Genomic DNA, 22500 nt, shown 5'->3' on the forward strand with positions numbered 1-22500 from the left:
ATCCAGCGGGGCATGGGCGCCTTTTCCCTGCCTTATTCCCGAATCGTCCATTAGCTGGCCATTTCTAGCGTCGGTTCCGATCCTTGAAAGTTTTTCTTGTATTCGTTCATAGTTGCCTCCAGTTCATCGAAAAAGCCGTTCAGCGTTTCCGTCGCGCTGGAGATTTGCTGCATGATTTCATGATGCTCTTCGACGGCCTGGGTCACATTGTTCATTTCTGACGACGTTTTCAGCGCGATCTGTTCCGTCTTCTGCATCGTCACAGCCAGCTGCTCGGTTCCTGCCGCAATCTCCTCTACTGAAGAAGATACCTCCTGCATCTGCCCCGCCACTTCGCTGATCGACAGCTTGATGAACTCAAAGGAACTTCCGGCCTCATTCACCACTCTCAGCCCGTCATCCACCTGCTCCGCAACGACTTTTGTCGAATCGACGGCCTGTGCCGTTTCTTTCAAAATCTCCGTCACTACCTGCGTCACCTGCTTGGCCGACTGCGAGGACTGTTCTGCGAGGTTCCGCACCTCGCTGGCAATCACCGAGAAGCCTCTGCCATCATCCCCTAGGCGAGCCGCTTCGATGGCGGCGTTCAAGGCCAATAGATGGGTCTGTTCGGAAATCTCCCGGATGATCGATACGAAGGATGCGACCTTGCGGGAACTCTCCTCCAGCCGACTCATAATGTCCACCAGAGAATGAACGGTGGAATTCGTTTCTTCCATCCGCCCGATCGCTTCCAGAATCGATTCCTGCCCTTTGGTCGCCTTGCTGGACGATTCACTCGCCGCTTCGGCGGCCTCGTCAGCGCTTCCGGAAATATGGCGAATGGCTATGACCACGTCGTTCACCGTGCTTGAGCTGACCCGGATCATTTCTTTCTGCTCGTTGGAATCGGCTGAAACGCTGAGCGTCGCTTCCTTGATCATATCGGAAACGTAAAAGCCCATCTCCGTGCTGCCTTTTACCTGCCCGATTGTATCCGCGGTTTTTACAAATTGCTGGCTCATCTGGTCGGACAATGCTTCAAACTGCTGTATGGCTAGCTCAAAGCTCTTGCCCGCTTCCTCGCCGCCGTAAGCCTGGAGTCGATCCGTACCGGATCCGCCGCCATTCTCGATCCGCTTAGCCCCCGCTACTCTCAGCATCCATACGGCCACGCCGTAACCCGCCCCCGCGGTCAGCACTAGGCTAAGGATGAATCCTACATAAACGGGAAGCCCAAGCAAAAAACACGCGGCGTTGATGACTAAGACCGCCCCGGCAAAGCATCCTGCACCCTGCATGCCAATCTTCTTATAGGCGCGATGTAAGCTTGTTTGTTGATCTTTCATGGTGCTTTTCCACTCTCCATCTATTTGATTACACCCGGTGCCTCAAGGTACCGGGTGTATTTTTTTAACCTGATTAGTTTTTCAAAAACGCTTCTGCATCTTCCAGCTTTTCGAAGGAATCGACCACATCGCCGAACATGCGCTTCATTTGCAGTTTGGATACGGCGGAGCCGGTATAGTAAGCCCATTTCGCCAGTCCGCGATCAACGGAAAGTTGACCAAGATGGCCCAACTTTTCAGCAACGTCCATCGTGAGCAATTTGCCTTCGCTCAGATCGGTCAAGCCGGTAAAGCCCGGCTTTACGCTTTCAAGCGTTTTGATGAAGTCGGCGATATAGCTGTCTACGTTGTCTTTTGTAATTTCGAACATTTTAATATTGATACGGTTTTGCGCTGGATCGTAATTAATTTCGTACATAGTTGTTACCCCCATCTGTTAGTAGAAAATATGGCTTATTGAAAGAATAAGCAAAAGTGCTAGATTTGTAAAGAAGAATTTACCGAATTTTGTAGAATTGTGTCGAATTATATAAATCCTACATTTTTGCAATGTTCAAACATATTTCGGATCATCGGCTCAGTCAGCTTGGACCACTTAAATCCATATTTCGACAAAATCTGCGTCGTTTTTTCGGAACGGATCTGGAAGATCGTAGTGAACACCGCTTCCTCCATCCAGCCGTAATGCAGCATGATCTGCTCAATGTTATGTTTGAGGCGCTCATCATCATAATGCGCAAGCAAGTAATCGATGAAATCATCGAACGCCAGCAGATCAACCTTGCGTCCCATCGGATTGCTTCGAAGCACCTCGCCCACCGAAACCTCGTGCGGGTTCGCGATATGGAACACTTCGCTCTGTAGCGCGGCGATATCTGCAAGCAGCAGGATCGCTTTGCTGGACTGGTCAACGTATGTGAAGTCGAAGTCGTTGTTTTCCTCCGGCACGGTTCCCAGCTCCAGGAACGACTTGAGCGTCGTATAAAATGCGTTGTCCGCGATATTTTCCTGGAAGCATCCCGTACCGGAATGGAACACGATGTTGCCGAGGCGGTAGATATTCGCGACCGTGCCGCGTTCACGCGCAGCCATGACCAGCCGCTCCGCTTCGAACTTCGTTTTGGCGTAGTAGTTCTCGAATCGCTGACCCAAATCCAGATCGTATTCGGTGAAGTCGACATACCTTCTTCCTTCGATGATGCCCGTTGCCACGCCCAGCGTGGAGATATGATGCATATGCTTCGGTTTGCCTTCGGCCGCAAAGTCAAGCAGATTCTGGGTCGCCGTCACGTTCTGCAGCTCGAAATCCGCGTAGCTGCCGTAATGCTTCACGTTAGCTGCCGAGTGGAATACTGCATCCACTTGCTGAAGAAGCTCATGGTAGCGTTCCTCCGGCAGGCCGAGCCGCTCCTTCGTGATATCGCCGGCATGGACATGGATTTGCCCCTCATGCCGTTCAAACCAGCCCTCGCCGAAGTAATACTCGCATTTGCGCTTCAGGCGCTCCTTCGCTTCAGCATCCGATCCGGCGCGGACGATGGCATGCACGTTCCACGCTTTGGCCGTGACGGCCTCATGGAGCAGATGCGCACCCAGATAGCCGGTGGCTCCGGTGAGCAGTACGTCCCCATATCCGTTCAATGCCGTGATATCCACATCATCATAGGACCGATTGCGCTCTTTGTAGCTCACCTCCTCCGCAGAGAAGTCCGTTTCCTTCAGACCGGCATAAAGCTGCTTAACCTGCTCCAGCCGCGTGTGCAGATGTCCCGTCTTCGGCTTGATTTTGCCGGCCAGGCTAGCGATCGTCTGATATTCGAAAATATCGTTCATGCCAATTTCGAACTGCTTTTGAAGCCTTGCCACGACAACCGTCGCTTTCAGCGAATGGCCTCCAAGCTCGAAGAAATTGTCATGGATGCCGACCCGGTCGACCTGCAGCACGGTCTGCCAAATATCAGCCACCGTTTGCTCCAGCTCCGTTCTCGGACCTACGTATTCCTTGCTTCGTCCTTGGGAGACATCGGGCTCCGGCAGCGCTTTGCGATCGATTTTGCCGTTAGGCGTCAGCGGCATTTCCGGCAACTGCATGAAATAGGACGGAATCATGTAGTCTGGCAGCTGCTTACCGATATGCTCGCGCAGCTCGTTGTTTGTCAGCTTCGCTCCAGCGGTAAAATACGCGCAGAGGTAGTGACCGCCTTTACCGTCCGTTTTAGCCACAACGATCGCCTCGGACACGGCCACATGATTCAGCAGCGAATTCTCTACCTCGCCCAGCTCGATACGGAATCCGCGGATTTTGACCTGATGGTCCAGCCGGCCCAGGAATTCGATCGTGCCTTCCTTCGTCCAGCGGGCCAGGTCGCCCGTCTTGTACATGCGCTCGCCCGGCGCAAACGGATTAGGAACGTAACGCTCCCTTGTCATCTCGGGATTATTGTAATAACCCCGGCCCACGTTATCCCCGGCAATATACAGTTCACCGGCAATGCCTACAGGCTGCGGCTGCAAATCATCGTTTACGATATAGATTTGCGTATTAGATATCGGCATGCCGATTGGAGGCAGCTCCGGAATTTCCCCGGACGGATCGATCGTGTGCGTGGTGACGACATGCGTTTCGGACGGTCCGTAGTGATTATGCAGGTACACGCCGTAACGCGTCAGATGCTCCCGGAATTTCTCCGGCACGATCAGCTGCTCCCCGGCCGTAATGACATGCTTAACGGAGGATGGGAAGCGGTCCGCGTATTCTTTTTCGTTCAAAATGAACTTCAGGAACGACACCGGCATGAACAGCGTTTCGATGCTGCTTTTTTCGATATGCGTCAGCAGCTCACCCACGTTCATCCGCAGGTCGTTCGTAATCAGGTGCAACGTGCCGCCCGCGTTTAGCGTCGACCAGATTTCCTGCGAGCAGACGTCGAAGCTGATTGTCGTGAATTGAAGCACGTTGCTGCTGTAATCCACGTTGGTTGCGGTGTACTCGTAGCACAGCAGATTGACGATATTCTGGTGCTCGATCATGACGCCTTTCGGCTTGCCCGTCGTACCCGACGTGTAAATGACGTACAAGAGATCAGCAGGCTTGTTTACATGTGCCGGATTTTCTGTATGTGCACTGTAGGCCTCTTCGCTGTCGATCAAAAGCGTCTCGCCTGCATACGTCACATACCCCGCCAAATGCTTCTGCGTCAGCAGCAGCGTCGTATGGCTGTTTTCCAGCATATAAACGATCCGCTCCTGCGGATATTCAGGGTCGATCGGAACGTATGCGCCGCCAGCCTTCAAGATCGCCAGCAGCCCGACGATCATTTCGAACGAGCGGTCCACCATCAGCCCGACGACCTGATCCGCCGCAACGCCTTTGGCGCGAATCGTATGCGCCAATTGGTTTGCCCGCTCGTTCAACTCGCGGTAAGACATCGAACGCTCGCCGAAGACCAGGGCAGCCTTGTCCGGCGTCCGAAGTACCTGCTCCTCGAATAGGCCATGGACGGTCATATCGCTGCGATAAGGCGAAACGGTGTCGTTTAATGCCTTGACGACGAAAGCTTCTTCTTCCATGCTCAACATGCTCAGCTCGCGCAGCTCCTTATCCGGATGTGCCATGGCATCCGCGAGCATCCGCACGAAACGGCTGCCGAACGCTTCCATCGTGCTTCGTTCGAACAAATCGGTGCAATACTGCAAATCAAGACGAATCTCATCCTGCTCTTCGTTGATGTCCACCATGAGATCGTATTTCGAAATCGGATGGAAATACGGGTGAGGAGAAACGTCCGCACCCTCAAGCTGAAGCGCAAGCGTACCCGTGTTTTGCATGACGAACAGGGTATCGAACAGCAGGTTCCGGCTCGGATCCCGCGGAATGTTCAAGGAGCGAACCAGTTCCTCCAGATCATAATCCTGATGCTCGAAGGTGTTCAGCAGCGTCGCCTTGACTTCGCTCAGGAGCTGGGCAAACGGCTTACGCTTCTCCGGATAGCAGCGAACCGGTAACGTATTGACGAACATGCCGATCAGCGGCTGCACTTCCTCCTGGAGTCTTCCCGCCAGCGGCACACCTGTAATGATGTCCTCCTGATTGGTGTAGCGGGACAGCAGCGCATGGTATCCCGCGAACAGCACCATAAACGGCGTCGTGCCCGTAGCTGCCGCAAAGGATTTCAAGCGTCCGGTCTCTTCCACGCCCAGACGAAGGGATATCGTCTCACCGCGGAAGCTCTGCTTCGCCGGCCGGTCGAAGTCAGCTGGAAGCTGTAGAATCGGCAGCTCGCCCGCCAAGGTCTTCTCCCAGTATGTGCGCAAGTCCTCGCTGCTGCGGCTTGAAGCGGTCCCTGCCTGCCAAACAGCAAAATCGGCAAAGCCGATCTCAAGCTCCGGCAGGCTTTCGCCGCGGTATAATTTTGACAGCTCGCTGAAGAACACGTTCGCTGAAACGCCGTCCACGGCGATATGGTGAAAATCCACGAGCAGCACGGAGCTTCCGGTGCCGCAGGCGATCAGCCATGCGCGAACCAGTGGTGCCTCAGCCAGGTCAAAAGGCTGGATCAGCGAGTAGATCAGCTCCTGCAGCCCTTCCTCCGTTGATTCCTTTACGTTCAGCTTAAACGGCACTTCGCTGTGGACGCTCTGAATGATTTCCTCACCTTCCCAATGCAGGGACGTCCGCAGCGCATCATGTCTGTCGATCATCGCGCACAGCGCCTGCTCAAGCCGTTCATGGTCGACTGGGCCATCGATGCGGAAAGCAAACGGCGCGTTGTAAGCCGTACCCACCTGATCCATCTGCTCGATGAGATACAGCCTCCGCTGGGCCGACGACACCGGGTAAGCCTCCCGGACAGAAACCTTCGTAATCCGATTCGTTCCCGGAGAAGACTTGGCCATGTCCGCTTCTCCCGCGGAAGGGGCACAGCAGGCAGCCGCGCGTTCCAGCCACTCGGCCTGCTCACGTACCGTCGGATGCTCGAACAGCACAGCCACCGGAACCGACAAGCCGTATCGGCGCTCCAGCTTGGTTTGCAGCAGAACGACCTTCAGCGAGTCGCCGCCCGCGGTGAAAAACGATTCGCAGGCTCCGACTCTCGCGACTCCGAGCACTTCGCTCCAGAGCTGGGCAACGCCCTCTTCCCATTCGCCGTCCAAAGCCACGAATTGCGATTCGTCGTAAGAAGCCGCCGGAACGGGCAATGCCCGCCGGTCCACTTTGCCGTTCGCAGTAAGGGGAAGCTCAACAAGACGAACCAGCTTGCCGGGAACCATATAGTCGGGCAGGTTCTCGGACAAGAAATTGGCCATGTCTTCATAGGAGAAATCACCTTCGGACACCACATAGGCGCACAGATACTTCGCTCCGGCCGCATCGTCTAAATCGATGACGATCGCTTCGGCAACCTCTGGATGCTGCAGCAGGCAATGCTCTATCTCGCCGATCTCGATCCGGAAGCCTCTGATTTTGACTTGTTGGTCGATGCGCCCGAGAAACTCGATCACCCCGTCCTCGGTCCACCTAGCCAAGTCGCCCGTTCGGTAGAGACGTCCACCGCCGGCCAGCTCGCTCTCCACGAACTTTTCTTCCGTCAGCTCCGGCTGGTTCAAGTAGCCGCGCGCAAGGCCGCTGCCCGCGATGCATAGCTCCCCTGGAACGCCGATCGGCTGCGGATGTCCATGGGAATCCACAATATGAACCTGGCAGTTGTCGATCGGATAACCGATTGGAATGTTCTCGGTAAGCTCCGTTACCCGGTATGCGGTCGTAACGACGGTATTCTCCGTCGGGCCGTAGCAGTTATACAGCGCATATTTCGGATGGCTGTAAGATTTCAGCTTGTCCCCGCCGGCAAGAAGCACCCGCAGCGAAGGATGGTCCAGCGTCATGAAATGCTCACAGAACTGCGTCGGCAGGAAGCTGATCGTGATGGCATTCTGCGTAAAAAAGGCATGCAGCTCCGCAGCATCGAGCCGGATATCTTCAGGAATGACATAAATGGCAGCACCGGATACGAGATACGGGAAGATCTCCCAGACGGAGGCATCGAAGCCGAAGCCCGCATACTTGGTGGCGCGATCTTCATCCGTAACCTCAAATTCGCGGTTATGCCATGCGCATAAATTCACGAGTGTGCGATGCTCGATCATGACGCCCTTTGGCCGTCCGGTCGAGCCAGAGGTATAGATAATGTAAGCCAGATCGTCAGCTTTGGCCGTTTCTGCCAATGGCCCATCCCTCCAGCTGTCCCCGCTGCCTTGTTCCGGCGCAGCTTCCTCGTCTGCCAGCGCGCTGACAGCGCACACCGTTTCACCCTGGAACGGAATGTCTGCAAGCTTGACCTTCGGCTCGGTCACGAGCAGCCGGGTGCCGCTATCCTCAAGCATGTACCGGACCCGGTCAGCCGGATAAGCGGGATCGATCGGAAGATATGCGGAACCCGTCTTCAAAATGGCCAAAACGCCGGTTATCATCTCCAGAGAAGGTGTGGCCATAATGCCTACGATGCTTCCACGCCCGGCTCCCTTTCCAGCCAAAATCCGAGCGAGCTTCTCCGCCCGTTCATTCAGCTCACGATAAGTCAAAGTTTGCCCTTGATACACGACGGCTGCATGCTCCGGCGTCTTTCGCGCTTGTTCCTCGAATAGTCCATGAATCGTGCGGTTTTGCTCGACAGGGCGTTCCGTCGCGTTCCACTTGGCCAGCTGTGCCTCCTCTTCCTTCGTTAGCAAACCAATCCCATCCAGCATCGAGCCGGGAAGGGTCAAATATGCGGTCATTATATTTTGAAGGTGCGCGCATAAGCGCTGAATGGAGGCTTCCGTAAACAGGCCCTCCGTATATCGAATTTGCAGTCCTTCCCAAGCTTGTTCCCGATAAGAAACCACAAGCTCGAATTTCCCCTGCAAATTGGCATCGCCAATTGCGATGGCCGTATTCAAAACGGGCAGTTCGGCTTCAAGCTCACATACCGCGGACAGCCTATCCAAGCCAACAGCCCGCACACGATTTTCATCCATAGCGGAAGCAACCTGCAGCAACCATTGTTGAAGCTGTGTATCCGCCTTACCAGACATCAATAGAGGGTACGCCTGCTGCCCGGAATCAATAACGGCAAAAGCTACTTCCTCTCTTCGTAAATATTTCATTAGCAATAGGCCCCAGGCAGCGCCAAGCAATACGTCCGGCTCAACCCGATGCGCCTGAAGTGCGTCCTGCATCATGAGTGAGAATTGCTGCGGCCAGCGATAAACGAACGTTTGAAGCGGGTCAGACGGAATTGCGGAATGAAAACGGAGTATGGTTCGTTCTTCCAGAGATTCCAAATACGGTTTCCAGTCCCGTAAATCGGATTTACCGGTTGTTATAAGCGACATTGACATCTTTCCTTTGCGTTATCTTAGTTGTAAATGAGACCTGAACGACAAAAAACCCTACTGATTGAAAGCAGAGCGAGCTCAAATAACGAAAACGTTATTCGGCAGCTGGCTGGCATGGCGCAAGATTGCGCTTGAAGCCCCTCTAGCTTTGTGTCCCTCTCTTTCGATGAGGTTTACCAAAAATGAAATTAATATATACCATAATTAGTCTTTCGCATAGGTAATTTATATGATTAAACAGCAATGAAAGTGTCTATATCCCTGAACTTGAGATCCACAAACGGGAAAAAGAACGATGAACATTGCGTGTACTTTCAGCACTAACTTACTGTTAATTCCATAAAACGGAGTAAAATCTCATTCATCGTAGGAATTTGAAAAGTCGTTTTTGTATCGGTTGACGGAGCAAACGCAAGCTTATATGAATCAGCCCATGGAAGAATCGAAAGACGGTACGACCGATCGACCTCTTTCGATACAGGAGATGTGAATCATCCACGCCAATAGAGCCATACGCGCTGACATGGGATCAGCTGCTTGAGTCGCCAGGCCTGCTCTTCGATCAGAATGTACTCCTGGCTCCTAATTTATATCGGCTGATCCATCATCGCATTTTAGTTTTTACAAAAATCTGTTTTTTTGAGTTGTCCGTTCGTGCCAGTAGAGGACGGAACCTGAGCGAACTACATGCGGTCCTGCCCCCATCATGGACACCGACACAAGCGAGAAGCAAAACCGGGATCTGCGCCTGCAAAAAAACATGATCCATCGGAAGCGATCCAGGCTGAGCTGATCTTGTCCATCACTTGCAGCGGTAAACAGCACGATTCCGATAAAGAAAAATCTTTTCCGCCCGTACATATCGGACTGCTTTTTCGAAAATCGGCATCCTGTGAGGTAAGGCTTGATATTCGCAGAATGTATTCTCGCCAAAAACCAATAAAACCGCAGTCCCTTAAAGGGATGCTGCGGTTTTATTCTCGTTGCTTCATTTATTATTGCTGCGATCAGAAAAAAGGTAACTTGTCGATAATTGGTTAATTGGGGTCACTTGAAAAGTGATGATAGACCGAATTCTCGCTGTCTTGTGACTATGACATTGATCCATCCATATTAACAAATGGTGTATCAAAATCAAGAACTCCCCTTATTTGCTTAATATTAATTTTCTGACCTTCCAAATATCGATCAAAGTCAAAGATAACGGGCATTCGATTTCCACCAATTGCGAATAAAGCTTTCCTTTCACTTGGAATATAAGCAGATGTATGTATCGTTCCAGCCGAAACAGCATATTTGTTGGAAAATACATCCTTTTCTTTATCATTTAATATTCGATATGCCTCATATATATCTGGGTCCAAGCTTTTTTGTTTTTTCAATTCATTAAATCTTCTCACAGAATCATCCATATGATAGCGATTTTCTTCTGTCAATAGTTCAAAATGATTCGTACTAATATTCGACTTTCTTGCTACTACCTTTCTTGGTGAAGCTTCGACAACAAACGTTTCACCGCTCGGATCTAAAAGCACATAACTAAATGACGTTCGATGTGGAATCTCCTTCAATAAAGAAATCGCTTCACCTACATTAGCACAAGTTTCTAAAATAATACGGCCAATCATATTACAGACAAATCCATTTCCAGAGTCAATCCTGTTAATGAAGTTATAGCCCATGACAAGTCCTTTTTCATTCATGCCATCGGTACGTCCCGTTATTTGCATCGAAGGGCCTATAACAGCATAACCCGCATCTGTTGGATTATATATGGTATATCTTCCTTCATAATAGCCAGGATGACTATCATAATTCCGAATCAAATATTTTGAACCGGTTAAAATAGAACAGCCACTTTGCTCATAATCAACATAATACCCTCCAAATTCTGTTAGAGAGTCCTCGATTGACCAGTTCAGTGCGTCCGCTAACCCATGAAGTTCATCCAACATACTAGGAATAAATTTCGAGAATAGCTGGATTGCTTCTTCTTTATTAATATTAAAATGACGTTTCCTCGATTTAGCATACTGCTTTTTACGGTTAGTCAGTATCGGGGATTCCTTTAAGATCTCCCCTTGCATAAAGCCGAAATCATAATGATTACCTTTAAACTGAATGATATCGCTATAAAAATGATTCAAAATAATCACCTCGTTATAGGGGATCATGCCCACTGATGGATTAACTAATAACCGCAATTGTCGATTTTTTCTACAAACTTGGCAAATTAGTTTCCATGCTCCTCCGACTCATCATGCTCCCTTTTTCCAAATTCATCGAGCAACGCACGCACTTCACTGGTTGACTTTGCATTCATTAAGCGATTTCTTAATTCACTTGCCCCTCGAAATCCACGGACATATATTTTAAAGAATCGAGTAAGAGGGCTGAACGAACGTGGAACCAATGCCGAATATTTATCATGAAGATCCAGATGCAGCCGCAGTAAATCAAGCAATTCCCTACTACTGTGATCCTTCGGTTCCTTCTCAAAAGCAAACGGATTTTGAAAAATACCGCGCCCAATCATAATCCCATCCACACCGTATTGTTCAGCGAGCTTGAGGCCGGTCTGACGGTCAGGGATATCCCCGTTAATGGTCAGCAGTGTATCTGGTGCCACCTCATCACGAAGCTTCTTAATCTCCGGAATCAGTTCCCAATGAGCAGCTACTTTACTCATTTCCTCTCTTGTCCGCAGATGAATGGACAGATTCACAATGTCTTGCTTCAAAATATGAGTTAACCAGTCGCGCCATTCGTCTAAGGCATTAAAACCTAACCTTGTTTTTACACTGACGGGCAGGCCCCCGGCTTTCGCGGCCTGGATGATATCCGCTGCAACCTCCGGACGGCAGATCAATCCGCTCCCCTTCCCATTCTCCGCTACATTCGCTACAGGACAACCCATATTAATATCGATGCCTTTGAAGCCTTCTTTCGCCATACCGATGCTCATTTGACGAAAGTATTCCGGCTTATCTCCCCAAATATGAGCTACAATGGGCTGTTCATCCTCTGTAAAAGTCAACCGCCCGCGCACACTATGGTTCCCCTCCGGGTGACAATAACTCTCTGTATTCGCAAACTCCGTAAAAAACACATCCGGTCTGGCTGCCTCACTTACGACATGGCGAAAAACAACATCCGTCACATCTTCCATGGGCGCCAGTATAAAAAAAGGTCGTGGTAAATCACGCCAAAAATGTTTTGTCATATCAAAAACCTCTCTATGAATATCAGGATAAATCCTTATCCCGTAGTGGTAAAACTAACTTATTTATAAATATATCATAACCCCGAGAGAAGCAGTCCAAAAGGACAGTACGAACAACCTTTAAGGTGTGCTCAGAGCATACACTTCTAGTTCATTCTAAAGTTTATTATGGAAACTACCGATATAGTTAGTATAGTTAGAATTTCAAAAAATATGTAACGTGAGCATATCTGATTGACGTTATACTCACATCTCAAAGGGGGACATCTTTATGAAGATCCGAAATCATACTAAAATTTTAAAATTAATCGCTTGCTTATCTGTTATTCTCGCCACTGTAAACTTACCAGTTACCTCCTTTGCCGATACAGTTGATTCTAGTAAAGCCAGTGAAACAAGCAATGCCAATGACATTAATACTGGTATAGCCAACTTAGACTATAATAATAACGATATTTTAGCTGTAAGTGGTGATGAGATAGATAGTTTCATTCCAAAAGAAGGAATGCATTCAAATGGTAAGTTTGTAGTCGTAGAACGTAACAAAAAGTCACTTTCGACTTCCCCAGTAGATATTTCAATTATTGACTCTATGGCTAGTCGGTCTTACCCAGGAGCATTACAACTGGCAAATCAATCTTTTGCAGAAAATAAACCTAGTATATTAATGGCGCCAAGAAAACCTTTGACTATTAGTATTGATTTACCAGGTTTGAAAAATGAAAATTCAATTACTGTGGATAATCCAACATACGGTAATGTGTCAGGAGCAATAGATGAGCTTGTATCTAAATGGAGCGATAAGTATTCGGCAACACATACTTTACCTGCGCGATTGCAGTATGCAGAATCAATGGTTTATAGCAAATCTCAAATTGGAAGTGCTCTGAGCGTTAACGCTAACTACCTTGATTCTACATTAGGAATTGACTTTGATGCGATTGCTAATGGAGAGAAAAAAGTGATGGTGGCGGCATATAAACAAATATTTTATACGGTAAGCGCTGAACTACCTAACGATCCATCAGATCTTTTTGCTGATAGTGTAACTTTTAATGATTTAAAACGTAAAGGGGTAAGTGATCAATCCCCACCTGTTATGGTATCAAATGTAGCTTATGGCAGAACCATTTATGTAAAATTAGAAACAACCTCTAAGAGCAAAGACGTACAAGCAGCATTTAAAGCCTTACTTCAGAATACTGCCAGTGCAGAAGCGAATTCTGAGTACAAGGATATTTTCGAAGACAGTTCCTTTACAGCAGTAGTATTAGGCGGAGATTCACAAAAGCATAACAAGGTCGTTACAAAAGACTTTAATGAAATCCTTAATATTATTAAAGATAATGCGGAATTTAGCCTAAAGAACCCAGCATATCCAATTTCATATACAAGTGTTTTCTTAAAAGATAATGCAATTGCAGCCGTTCATAACAATACAGATTATATTGAGACTACAGCTACAGAATATTCTAAAGGTAAAATATCGCTTGGTCATTATGGCTGGTATGTCGCTCAATTTGATGTATCCTGGGATGAAGTTTCATTTGATGAAAACGGTGAAGAAGTACTAACACATAAAACGTGGGAAGGAAGCAACCAAGACAGAACAGCTCCTTTCACGACAGTCATTCCTCTGCCACCTAATGCAAAAAATATAAGGATTGTTGCAAGAGAATGTACCGGGCTTGCTTGGGAGTGGTGGAGAACCGTTATCGATGAGTACAATGTTCCATTATCTAGTGAAATTAAAGTTGAAATTGGAGGAACGACATTAAACCCAACAGGTAGTATTACATTAAATTAGTTGTGAACATAAACGGCTGAAACCCTTTTTATCAAGGGCTTCAGCCGTTTCTCTTTTTTCTTACTCCTCATTCAAATGAACAACTGATCGAATCATTCAAAATTCACAACAATCATGCTTTAACAACTTCAACCTTTTTATCTCCTGCTGTCTTCGCCAACTCTAACGAAGTCTGATTTGTATCAGACTGAGCCGGTGCTGAAACTGTTGTTTTACTTTGGGCATAGACTGTGCTGCCTGTAACCAACACAGACACGACTAGAGCCGTGCTTAGGGCTATGGAAATCATATTTCTTTTGCGATTGACCATGACCATACCTCCCATATCTATTCTTTGATCAGCGACTCAAGCTTTCTGGTGATTGTATTATAACGTACTGACAGTGGTTGTAAAAGGTTTTTTTCCTTAAACAGGGTTTTAGTCAGGAGAAAGTGGATCGCATCCATATATAAGACTGCGTAGATACCTTGAAGAGGCCAGCCGATCTTCGAGGGACTATGATCTCCTGCCCCCCGTACTCGCTGACCACGGTCTTTTTATTCTTGCCATTCTAGCTATTAGGGCGTCAACCCTACCACGACCACTTTCGAAAAAAACTAAACGACCGTTCCCTTATGAATCCCCGGAAACGGCCAATATTTTAACCCTTTTATAGTCTCAATTTTCTATAACTAATAAATCGCTATTGGCCCATAAGGACCATCGAGAATTTCTATTTTCGTTTCAAAAATATCGGTCAAAAGTTCTCCATCCATAATCTCTTCGACTGTTCCAAAAGCGCATATTTGTCCATCTTTCATCGCACAAATTCTATCCGAATATTTGGCTGCAAAATTGATATCATGCATAACCGTCAGAATTGTTCTTTCAAATTCATTAGCAGCAAGCCTCAAATGCTCCATCATTTGAACAGAACGAGCAACATCAAGATTGTTCAAAGGCTCGTCCAAAAGCACATATTCCGTTTCTTGGCACAAAACCATGGCTACATATGCCCTTTGCCTTTGACCACCTGAAAGCTCATCTAAATATCTGTTTTCTAGATCAGTCAAGTCTAAAAAATCGATATATTTAGAAATAATAGCCTCATCCTCTTTAGTCAATCTTCCCTTTGAATAAGGAAAACGTCCAAAGCCCGCTAGTTGTCTAACCGTAAGCCTCGTTACAAAATGATTTTCTTGTCGCAAAATAGTTACAATTTTCGCTAAGTCTTTTGATTTAGTTTCAGAAATATCCATATTTGCGACACTAATTTGGCCCTCATCTAGATCCAAAAGCCTTCCAATCATCAAAAGCGTCGTAGACTTTCCAGCACCATTGGGTCCAATTAAAGAAGTAAAACCAGCCTTGGGTATTTCAATATTCAAAGGGCCTATTTTTACCTCATCCGTATACAACTTTTTAACATTATCAATCTTTATCATAAAGCCCTCTTCCTTAAAATCACAATTAAGAATGTTATTCCACCAAACAGTTCAATAATAACGGAAACTACACCTTGAGCATTGAATACATGATACATAAAAAAGTATGCACCCGTTATTATCAAAAATCCTATAGCAAGAGCCATTGGGAAAATATATCTGTGATCATAAGTTGGTGCCGCTTGATAACTCAAAATGGCAACTAAAAATCCATAGAAAGTAAGGGGTCCAATCAAAGCCGTTGAAATAGACATTAAAACAGAAACTAATATAAGCGTATAAATGATACTAGCTTGATGTTTAACTCCAAAAGAAGTAGAGACATCCCTTCCAAGTGACAATACATTTAATTTCTTAGAATTAGCGAGAAGTAATATGGCTACGATGATTACCATTGGAATGACAATAGGATAATAAGCAGAATCCGCATTATTGACTGAACCAAACAATCTTGCCTGTAAAATATCGAATTCAGACGGCGCAAGAAGTCTCCTCATAAAAGTTGACACCGAATTCAGCCCTACTCCGATAATAATTCCAATCAAAAGCATAAGCTGCAAATTCCCATACTTTCCTGAAAGCAGCCACCCATAAAGGATCAAACTCATCAAGACCATTACAACAACCTGTAAAATAAATGGTCCAGTACCACTAAAACTTATCAATGCACCCGCACCAAAGAAAAATATAGTCCCCGTATGAATTGTTGAGTAAAGTGATTCAAAGCCTAAAAGTGAAGGGGTTATAATCCGATTATTCGTAATCGATTGGAAAGCAACTGTCGACAGACTTTGACAAACTGCAGCAATAACCATTGCAATAAGAGCTTCTATCCTTCTTCTAACAACTGGGATGAACGAAGGAGAATCTACTGGAACTGGATTGTTATAAACTAAAAGTCCATAAGAAGCAAAAGCGCCTAAAGCAATCAATGTTATCAGCAAAATCCAATAACGTTTTTCTTCTTTCTTAGATCGAAAAGCTCTAGCTGATCTATTTTCACTATGAAGGCTAAAATCGATTCCGGCATTTTCTCTATTTCTATATTTCAATGCGTTCATCTTAGCCTCCTTGGCTTTCTTTGTCTCAATAGAATAGCAATAAAAACGACGGAACCCAGTGTTCCGAGTATTAAAGAAACAGGTACTTCAAAAGGCATGATAATGGTTCGAGAAATGATATCACAAACCGTTATCGTCCCCATTCCTATCACACATACCCAGGGCAGATTACTTCTAAGATCATCTCCCCTGAACATGGAAACAATATTGGGGACAATTAACCCTAAAAAAGGCAAGTTTCCAATAACAGCTGCAACAATTCCAACAGCAAGAGAAATAAGGCCAGTACCCAAAAGAACGATCCTATTGTAATTCACTCCAAGACTTGTTGCAACATCTTCCCCTAGCCCAGCCAAAGTCAATTTATTAGCATACATAAAAATAAGAATAGTGACTATAACGATTATCCACAAATATTCATATCTTCCAACTTGGACTGGCGTAAAGGAACCTACAAACCAAGTTTCAATATTTTGCGTCATTTGAAAAAGGAGTCCCATAAAAGTAGAGACCGCAGAAATGACTGCTCCAAGCATCAACCCAATAATCGGGACAATTAAAGACGAACGAAGTTTAACTCTTCTTAAAAACAAAAAGAAAATCATTGTTCCTATAAAAGAAAAAATGATTGCACCCGTCATTCTTAGAGCTAAAGTTGGTGCAGGAAATAATAAGTAGACAAAAAGAAGTCCCAAACCTGCCCATTCAATCGTTCCTGTTGTGGTAGGTTCAACTAAACGATTCTGTGTAATCAGTTGCATTACGAGTCCTGCCATGGACATGGCAGCTCCAGTAAGCATTAGTGCAGCTGTTCTTGGAACACGAGTGATGAAAAACATATCCATTCCATCCTGTTGTCCGCGTATATCATAAACTCCAGTAAACAGTGATATAATGCTTAAAATAATAACAACGATAACCGCTAATACAAAAGATTTTGTCCATATCCTATTGTGCTTATAAAGACGGGGTTGAGAATCGTTCTCAACCCCGGCAATTACATTCTTCGACACTATATTATGCTCCTTTACCTACTTAGCTAAAGTATTTGCAAGGTTTTCAAATAACTCTATATAAGTTTGGATGGATTCGTTGGTGTAAGTGTCATTTGGTGCATACACGATCTGTCCTTCAGAAACAGCCGTTGTATTTTGAAGAGCAGGTGAATTATCAATAACATCCTGAGCAGGAACGGCATCCTTTTCAGAAGATACAGCAGCATCGCGATCTAGTACGAAAAGCCAATCAGGATTACTTTGTGCAATAGCTTCAACAGAAACTTCATCACCTTGATGATCTGAAGAAGATTTGTCAACTTCTAATGCTGGAGCCCATCCGAAGATCTCATACATGGGTCCCCAAACACGTCCAGAATTAGGAGCTGAAAAACCAATATTTCCACCAGAAACAATAACACTCATCACTGTATCCGTTCCATTATATGCAGATTTAGCGCCTTCGATCGCTTTATCAAAATCAGCTGTCAATTGTTCAGCCTCTTTATTTTTATCAAAGATTTTTCCCAAAGTAATTGTCGTATCCTTTAGTCCATTTACTAAGTTTTCTCCAGGTTTATCAGCTTCCTCGGAGACATCAAAATTAAGATCAATAACAGCTGCATTTGGTACTAATTTTTTTATCTCTTCATAATAGCCAGCAAATCTTTGACCGATAATTACAAGTTCAGGGTCTGCTGCTGCTAAAATTTCAAGATTGGGTTCACGGTGATTTCCAATATTTTGAACTGAATCATCTTTTACATACGGTGAGTCCGCAGGCATTACATCCTTTGGAGCAGCCACTAATTCAATATCCCAATTAGCTAAAGTTTCAAACGATCTACTATCCAAAGAAACTACTTTCTTTGGATTTACAGGAACCGTAACCGTTCCATGAATATCAGTGATTTCAACCGTCGAAGCTTCAGTAGAACCATTGGCTTGCCCATTACTTTCTGTTTTACCAGCTTCATTATTTGGATTTGAGCAAGCTACGAGCATCATAGCAAAAATTGCTATGATAGCAGTTAATTTAAATTTCCCCATCTCTCATACCTCTTTCCTTATGTAAGCTTTTTATACAAACAGATTATTGAATTGATAAATTCATATCTATGTTATATTTTCATGCGTGATTAAAATAGAAATTATCTCTATTTCACATCGTGTACAGCGACCACATAAAAAACACAAACGATAATGATTATCATTTTCAATATCCTATCCAAGTATATACCAATTAAAAAAATAGTGTCAACTATTCTTTTATAGCTTTAATTCTATTAAATCCCCTTGGCGTATTTGCGCCCAGATTTTATCGAGCGAGCTCGATAAATTACCTTTGAAAATCTGTGGCATCGGCCGAGCTTTAGCTTTATTCAGATGTTATTTCTAGATATACTTTCTTTGGATACAAATAGGCTTCCGCCGCAAGTGAGCAGAAGCCTTTAAATTAGCATCAATTACTGACAAAATCTTCTCTTGAAATTATGGCTTGGTGGGCGTTTTCAGTAATGATTTGCTTATCTCTTGGAATTTCTTCACGTACCTTTGACGTGACGCTAACTGTTGTCTGCCTTCCTTGAACCAAATCACAACATAATGATGGTTAGTCAAGATTTTCTTAATAGAAGTACCTTGCCAGTATAGCCCTGCTTTTTTCTTACCGATGAATTGGGCAGGTGTTGGACATCCTTCACGGGTCAAAGTACGTGCGATTGCATCGAATCCTTTCCCTTCTAAGTACATTCGGAATATCCGCTTGACATTTTTGGGAGTGTCGTCTCCCGCAAGAACAGTTTTTCGCTATTCAACCTATACCCATAAGGCGGAACCGAACCCTTGAACTCGCCTTTTCTTGCTTTACTACTGAGGGCGGCTTTAACGTACCCGTGGACTTAGTAGCCTATCCAGTGATTGCCGCTCGGGCTGGATGTCGATCGTTACCTTTTTTGAGTACGATAATGCCGGTTGTTGCAGTTTTATCCAGCCAATTTATAAACCCATGATCGTGGAGATGTGTAGGCTGCGCATGATTTCATTTCGTGTGTAGCCTGTTTTGGCTTCTAGCATCTTAAAGATCAGCATACGGCTTGGCGGTGCAATGGGTAGTTGAGAAGGATTCGATGGAGTTTTCTTGCTGGATTGGCTAGCATGTTGCACCTCTTAGTACAAACATAAGTTTGAATCACATGCGATCATATTTCGTTTATCAACAAAAATAAACAGACCCAAACAGACCCTACCAGCATGTAGCCGATAAGGTCTTTTATTGAATTCAATATTTATCTTCTCGACTTTCTTTTTGGTATCTCGAAATTTTTCACAATTATATCTGTAATAAGTTTCACTATATAAAACGCCCCTAGCGACATTTTCCAAAAAAAGAAAAACCAAATGCAAACCCCTATAGATGCTAGTATTTTGAATGGAGCTGGAGGTAACGCAGTAATAACTATAGATAGAATCACTACTAACAGACCGTAAGAAATTTGACTTTTAAGTCCTAGATATAAACTCTTTTGAAATGCCGGAAAAAACTCTTTAAGCCGAGAAAACGCAGGACTTTCTTGAAGTGTTATTACGAGCGTTAAGAATACTCCTGTTACACCAACCACAATGGATGCAAAGTTAACAACATTACCAGCAAGAGTTCTGACGTTAGTAAGGAATCCGAAGTAATGTAAAACACCCGATAATATCCCCAGTCCAATACAGATAAAAATGGAATACTTAATCCAAAGATCTTCAATTTTTTCAAATATCTTCTCTGTTATGGGTTGCTGATTATCGGACAACTATATCACCTTCTATTCTATTATTCCTAGTACTCTCCTAATATCCGACTTTCGTTGAATATATTTTTCGAGCATTTTGTCATGTAGAAACCCATGACCAATTGTTTTTCTTGGCTCTACTTCCAAAGAAAGGCGGTCAGTCATTCGTGGTTCTATTAAATTTATAACTTCAATGGGTGCCTCTTCGTATTCTTTCATTGTTAATTCAATCTTAGGTCTTTGATCGGGATTGATTTTTTGAAATTCTTTGAGCACCTCTCGTACCTCTTCTTCATCTAAAGATGCTGTTTTTTCTGTTACTCCAAGCGAAACCGTTATTTCTATATTCACACCTTTCATTTTGAAAAGCGTTCGCCGGGCATCACTAATCATGCTACTTCCATCTAGAGCGGAATCTAGAGATATGTCTGATCCCTTTATTTTTAGTTTTCTATAATAGTCTGCTTGCAAGGCAGTCTTTAATTTACTATGGTCCAGAATAGGGGTTAATCTAACGGCCAGCACCTCTTCATTCCCGCAACCAATTTCTTCCAAATACTTTAATCTTAGCTCAGTAAGATACTGTTCAATTTGAACTGTGCTCAATCCATATAAATTCGATTGAACCATCACCACATTAAGTGTTTTGTCATAAATAATCGTAACAAAGTGACCTATAAATTCATCATCTTCAAGCATTATCTCCTCTTTTATTCTACCTATTTTCTTTTTAGAAGGTATGTTCGTTTCAACCAGTTTTGAAAGCTGAAAGCCATAAGTTTTATATTTATCTGTGTAAATTATTGAACCTGGTTCAACTTCACCCACTTCATCACCTAATAATACAGATGTATCGAAGTTATCTTTTTTAGAATCAATATATTCTAAAAAACTTGTCATATTCCAAAGGTCCGCTGATGAGAATGTATGATCATCACCGTCCGGGTCCGTAATCTGCTTTTTAAATGCTTCTTTTGCTGGAACTAGCTTGACTTCAAAATAATTAAAGCGCACGTGTTTTCTCGCCATATGTATAACCTCCTTAATATTTACTATCTACAATATTCTACAAAAGGAGGCAATAACCTTTTAAAAATGAAACTTACTACCTAAGCAAAAAGAACTAACGAATAAAAACCGAACATAAGTTCCTATATATTGAATTATAGTACTTCAAGTGATAAAAAACAACTTTTTTCCTACTAATAAGATCATTTTTTTCTATAAACAAAAAACAACTCCACCAGCTTAAGCCAGCAAGGTTATTCTTTACCCATGCCATCGGATTACACTACATTTAGGGAACAAGAGGCGACTCTACAGCACATCCAATATCCGTTGCACTTCACCTGCTGCACTTTCCAGGTAGTTATATTGAGTCTCCAGTGTTTCTACTTGTCTCAATATCCCCTGTTGTTGGGTCCAATATTGACTATTTCTTTTTGAAGCTCATCAATCGATAGTTTCTTTTCAAGGACCTTCGATGCTTTTGTTAAAGAATGGCGTTCTAAATATTCTGTGAAGCAACTGGAGCATAAGACACGGATCGCTTATGAATCTCATTTAAAGAAACGCACCCTTCCAACTTTTGGAACACATGAAACTGGAAGACATCAAGCCGCTGCATATTGTGGACCTTCTGGAAAGCCTAGGGCAAGATGGCGGCAGAGGGGGATAACAAGAGTGGCGGATTATCCTCAGGTACAATACAAATAAACCACCGAGTATTGAAGAACATTTTCTCCCGAGCTGTGGAGTGGAAGATCATTAAATCTAATCCGGTAGCGTCAGTGAAGAAGCTCAAGGTCATCGGCATAGAGAATAATTCCCTATGACGAACAAGAGGTTTCTCAGCTGCTCCAGGCGCTTGAAAATGAACCCTACCATTGGAGAATGATGGTTACCTGGGCTCTAACAACGGGAATGAGACGCGGAGAGCTTCTCGATTTAGAGTGGAAGCATATAGACTGGAAAACTGACGTTATTGATGTGTCCCAAACGCTGGTACAAGCCCTAAAAGGCGAAATCATAGTAAAAGAGCCTAAGACCAAAAATACTCAGCGTAAAGTGTCTATACCTGGCTCTGTTTTGGAAGAATTACGTGAATACTATGCCTCCAGGGTAAAGGAACGCGATAAGCTGAAGGATGCATGGAACGGCAAGGATCGGGAAGGCCGGGAATGGAACTTTATCTTCTCTCATGTAGATGGAACACCATTCCACCATAAACGCCCTTATCTGTGGTTCAGACAGTTCATTAAGAAGAACGGAATGCGCTATATTCGCTTTCATGATCTGCGCCACACCTCAGCAACGCTACTTATTAACCAGGGTGTTCATGCTAAGATCATTTCAGAGCGATTGGGTCACGGTAACATCACAACCACAATGAACATTTATGGTCACTCCCTCCGATCAGCCGATCAAGCAGCTGCCGAAAAATTTGATTTTCTGTTTAGTTCTCGTAAAGAAAAGCAAGAAAAAAAGACACTCGGCTGAATGCT

The 22500-nt window shown here is 44.9% G+C and carries 14 protein-coding genes, 1 pseudogene and 1 riboswitch; of the genes and pseudogenes, 2 read left to right on the forward strand and 13 right to left on the reverse strand.

Annotated features, from left to right (window positions below):
• Nucleotides 1-50 precede the first annotated feature (50 nt).
• The 5 genes from C8268_RS17470 to C8268_RS17495 all read right to left on the reverse strand — a co-directional run bounded on the left by C8268_RS17470 (nucleotide 51) and on the right by C8268_RS17495 (nucleotide 11928).
• On the reverse strand, nucleotides 51-1328 hold the full coding sequence (locus tag C8268_RS17470) for a methyl-accepting chemotaxis protein (protein WP_106768846.1): 1278 nt from the start codon (nucleotides 1326-1328) through the stop codon (nucleotides 51-53).
• A gap of 73 nt (nucleotides 1329-1401) precedes the next feature.
• The gene (locus C8268_RS17475; protein ID WP_106768847.1) at nucleotides 1402-1746 is read right to left on the reverse strand and encodes a hypothetical protein; all 345 of its coding nucleotides are present in this window, start codon (nucleotides 1744-1746) and stop codon (nucleotides 1402-1404) included.
• A 107-nt stretch (nucleotides 1747-1853) separates the two neighbouring features.
• Nucleotides 1854-8702 (reverse strand): non-ribosomal peptide synthetase, encoded by a 6849-nt coding sequence (locus tag C8268_RS17480; RefSeq protein ID WP_106768848.1) that lies wholly within the window; start codon nucleotides 8700-8702, stop codon nucleotides 1854-1856.
• A gap of 100 nt (nucleotides 8703-8802) precedes the next feature.
• Nucleotides 8803-8893, reverse strand: a riboswitch (cyclic di-GMP riboswitch).
• 903 nt (nucleotides 8894-9796) lie between these two features.
• Nucleotides 9797-10852, reverse strand: coding sequence for a C45 family autoproteolytic acyltransferase/hydrolase (locus C8268_RS17490; protein ID WP_106768850.1), 1056 nt, complete (start codon nucleotides 10850-10852; stop codon nucleotides 9797-9799).
• A gap of 86 nt (nucleotides 10853-10938) precedes the next feature.
• Nucleotides 10939-11928 carry a tRNA dihydrouridine synthase gene (locus tag C8268_RS17495; RefSeq protein WP_106768851.1) on the reverse strand — a complete coding sequence of 330 codons (990 nt, stop codon included), beginning with the start codon at nucleotides 11926-11928 and terminating at the stop codon, nucleotides 10939-10941.
• A 271-nt stretch (nucleotides 11929-12199) separates the two neighbouring features.
• On the opposite strand from C8268_RS17495, the gene C8268_RS17500 reads away from it, so the two are divergent.
• Complete coding sequence (locus tag C8268_RS17500; RefSeq protein ID WP_106768852.1) at nucleotides 12200-13735, forward strand: thiol-activated cytolysin family protein; 1536 nt, start codon at nucleotides 12200-12202, stop codon at nucleotides 13733-13735.
• A gap of 112 nt (nucleotides 13736-13847) precedes the next feature.
• Here the strand turns inward: C8268_RS17500 and C8268_RS17505 are convergent, their stop codons facing one another.
• The 8 genes and pseudogenes from C8268_RS17505 to C8268_RS17540 form a co-directional block, all read right to left on the reverse strand.
• Nucleotides 13848-14045, reverse strand: coding sequence for a hypothetical protein (locus tag C8268_RS17505; RefSeq protein ID WP_106768853.1), 198 nt, complete (start codon nucleotides 14043-14045; stop codon nucleotides 13848-13850).
• 362 nt (nucleotides 14046-14407) lie between these two features.
• On the reverse strand, nucleotides 14408-15160 hold the full coding sequence (locus C8268_RS17510) for an iron ABC transporter ATP-binding protein (protein WP_106768854.1): 753 nt from the start codon (nucleotides 15158-15160) through the stop codon (nucleotides 14408-14410).
• On the reverse strand, nucleotides 15157-16221 hold the full coding sequence (locus tag C8268_RS17515) for an iron chelate uptake ABC transporter family permease subunit (protein ID WP_106768855.1): 1065 nt from the start codon (nucleotides 16219-16221) through the stop codon (nucleotides 15157-15159). The genes C8268_RS17510 and C8268_RS17515 overlap by 4 nt, the downstream gene beginning before the upstream one ends.
• Nucleotides 16218-17234: an ABC transporter permease gene (locus C8268_RS17520; RefSeq protein WP_106768856.1), complete on the reverse strand. Its 1017-nt coding sequence runs from the start codon at nucleotides 17232-17234 to the stop codon at nucleotides 16218-16220. The genes C8268_RS17515 and C8268_RS17520 overlap by 4 nt, the downstream gene beginning before the upstream one ends.
• Before the next feature lie 18 nt (nucleotides 17235-17252).
• On the reverse strand, nucleotides 17253-18266 hold the full coding sequence (locus C8268_RS17525; RefSeq protein ID WP_106768857.1) for a siderophore ABC transporter substrate-binding protein: 1014 nt from the start codon (nucleotides 18264-18266) through the stop codon (nucleotides 17253-17255).
• Between the two features lie 441 nt (nucleotides 18267-18707).
• Nucleotides 18708-18983 (reverse strand): annotated as a pseudogene (locus C8268_RS23610) (recombinase family protein); the annotation flags it as partial.
• A 521-nt stretch (nucleotides 18984-19504) separates the two neighbouring features.
• A complete protein-coding gene (locus C8268_RS17535) occupies nucleotides 19505-20017 on the reverse strand; it encodes a hypothetical protein (RefSeq protein WP_234032878.1) in 513 nt (170 codons plus the stop codon).
• Between the two features lie 12 nt (nucleotides 20018-20029).
• Nucleotides 20030-21025 carry a DUF6731 family protein gene (locus C8268_RS17540; protein ID WP_106768859.1) on the reverse strand — a complete coding sequence of 332 codons (996 nt, stop codon included), beginning with the start codon at nucleotides 21023-21025 and terminating at the stop codon, nucleotides 20030-20032.
• Between the two features lie 795 nt (nucleotides 21026-21820).
• On the opposite strand from C8268_RS17540, the gene C8268_RS17545 reads away from it, so the two are divergent.
• Nucleotides 21821-22495: a site-specific integrase gene (locus tag C8268_RS17545; RefSeq protein ID WP_272939347.1), complete on the forward strand. Its 675-nt coding sequence runs from the start codon at nucleotides 21821-21823 to the stop codon at nucleotides 22493-22495.
• Nucleotides 22496-22500: the final 5 nt, after the last annotated feature.

Origin of the sequence: Paenibacillus faecalis, from assembly GCF_900289175.1 — a bacterium.
In the GTDB taxonomy this organism is placed as follows: domain Bacteria; phylum Bacillota; class Bacilli; order Paenibacillales; family Paenibacillaceae; genus Paenibacillus_AQ; species Paenibacillus_AQ faecalis.

Coding starts and splice junctions, on each gene's coding strand:
- C8268_RS17470 (WP_106768846.1), bottom strand. CDS start 1,328: ATGAAAGATCAACAAACAAGCTTACATCGCGCCTATAAGAAGATTGGC.
- C8268_RS17475 (WP_106768847.1), bottom strand. CDS start 1,746: ATGTACGAAATTAATTACGATCCAGCGCAAAACCGTATCAATATTAAA.
- C8268_RS17480 (WP_106768848.1), bottom strand. CDS start 8,702: ATGTCGCTTATAACAACCGGTAAATCCGATTTACGGGACTGGAAACCG.
- C8268_RS17495 (WP_106768851.1), bottom strand. CDS start 11,928: ATGACAAAACATTTTTGGCGTGATTTACCACGACCTTTTTTTATACTG.
- C8268_RS17500 (WP_106768852.1), top strand. CDS start 12,200: ATGAAGATCCGAAATCATACTAAAATTTTAAAATTAATCGCTTGCTTA.
- C8268_RS17505 (WP_106768853.1), bottom strand. CDS start 14,045: ATGGTCAATCGCAAAAGAAATATGATTTCCATAGCCCTAAGCACGGCT.
- C8268_RS17510 (WP_106768854.1), bottom strand. CDS start 15,160: ATGATAAAGATTGATAATGTTAAAAAGTTGTATACGGATGAGGTAAAA.
- C8268_RS17515 (WP_106768855.1), bottom strand. CDS start 16,221: ATGAACGCATTGAAATATAGAAATAGAGAAAATGCCGGAATCGATTTT.
- C8268_RS17525 (WP_106768857.1), bottom strand. CDS start 18,266: ATGGGGAAATTTAAATTAACTGCTATCATAGCAATTTTTGCTATGATG.
- C8268_RS17540 (WP_106768859.1), bottom strand. CDS start 21,025: ATGGCGAGAAAACACGTGCGCTTTAATTATTTTGAAGTCAAGCTAGTT.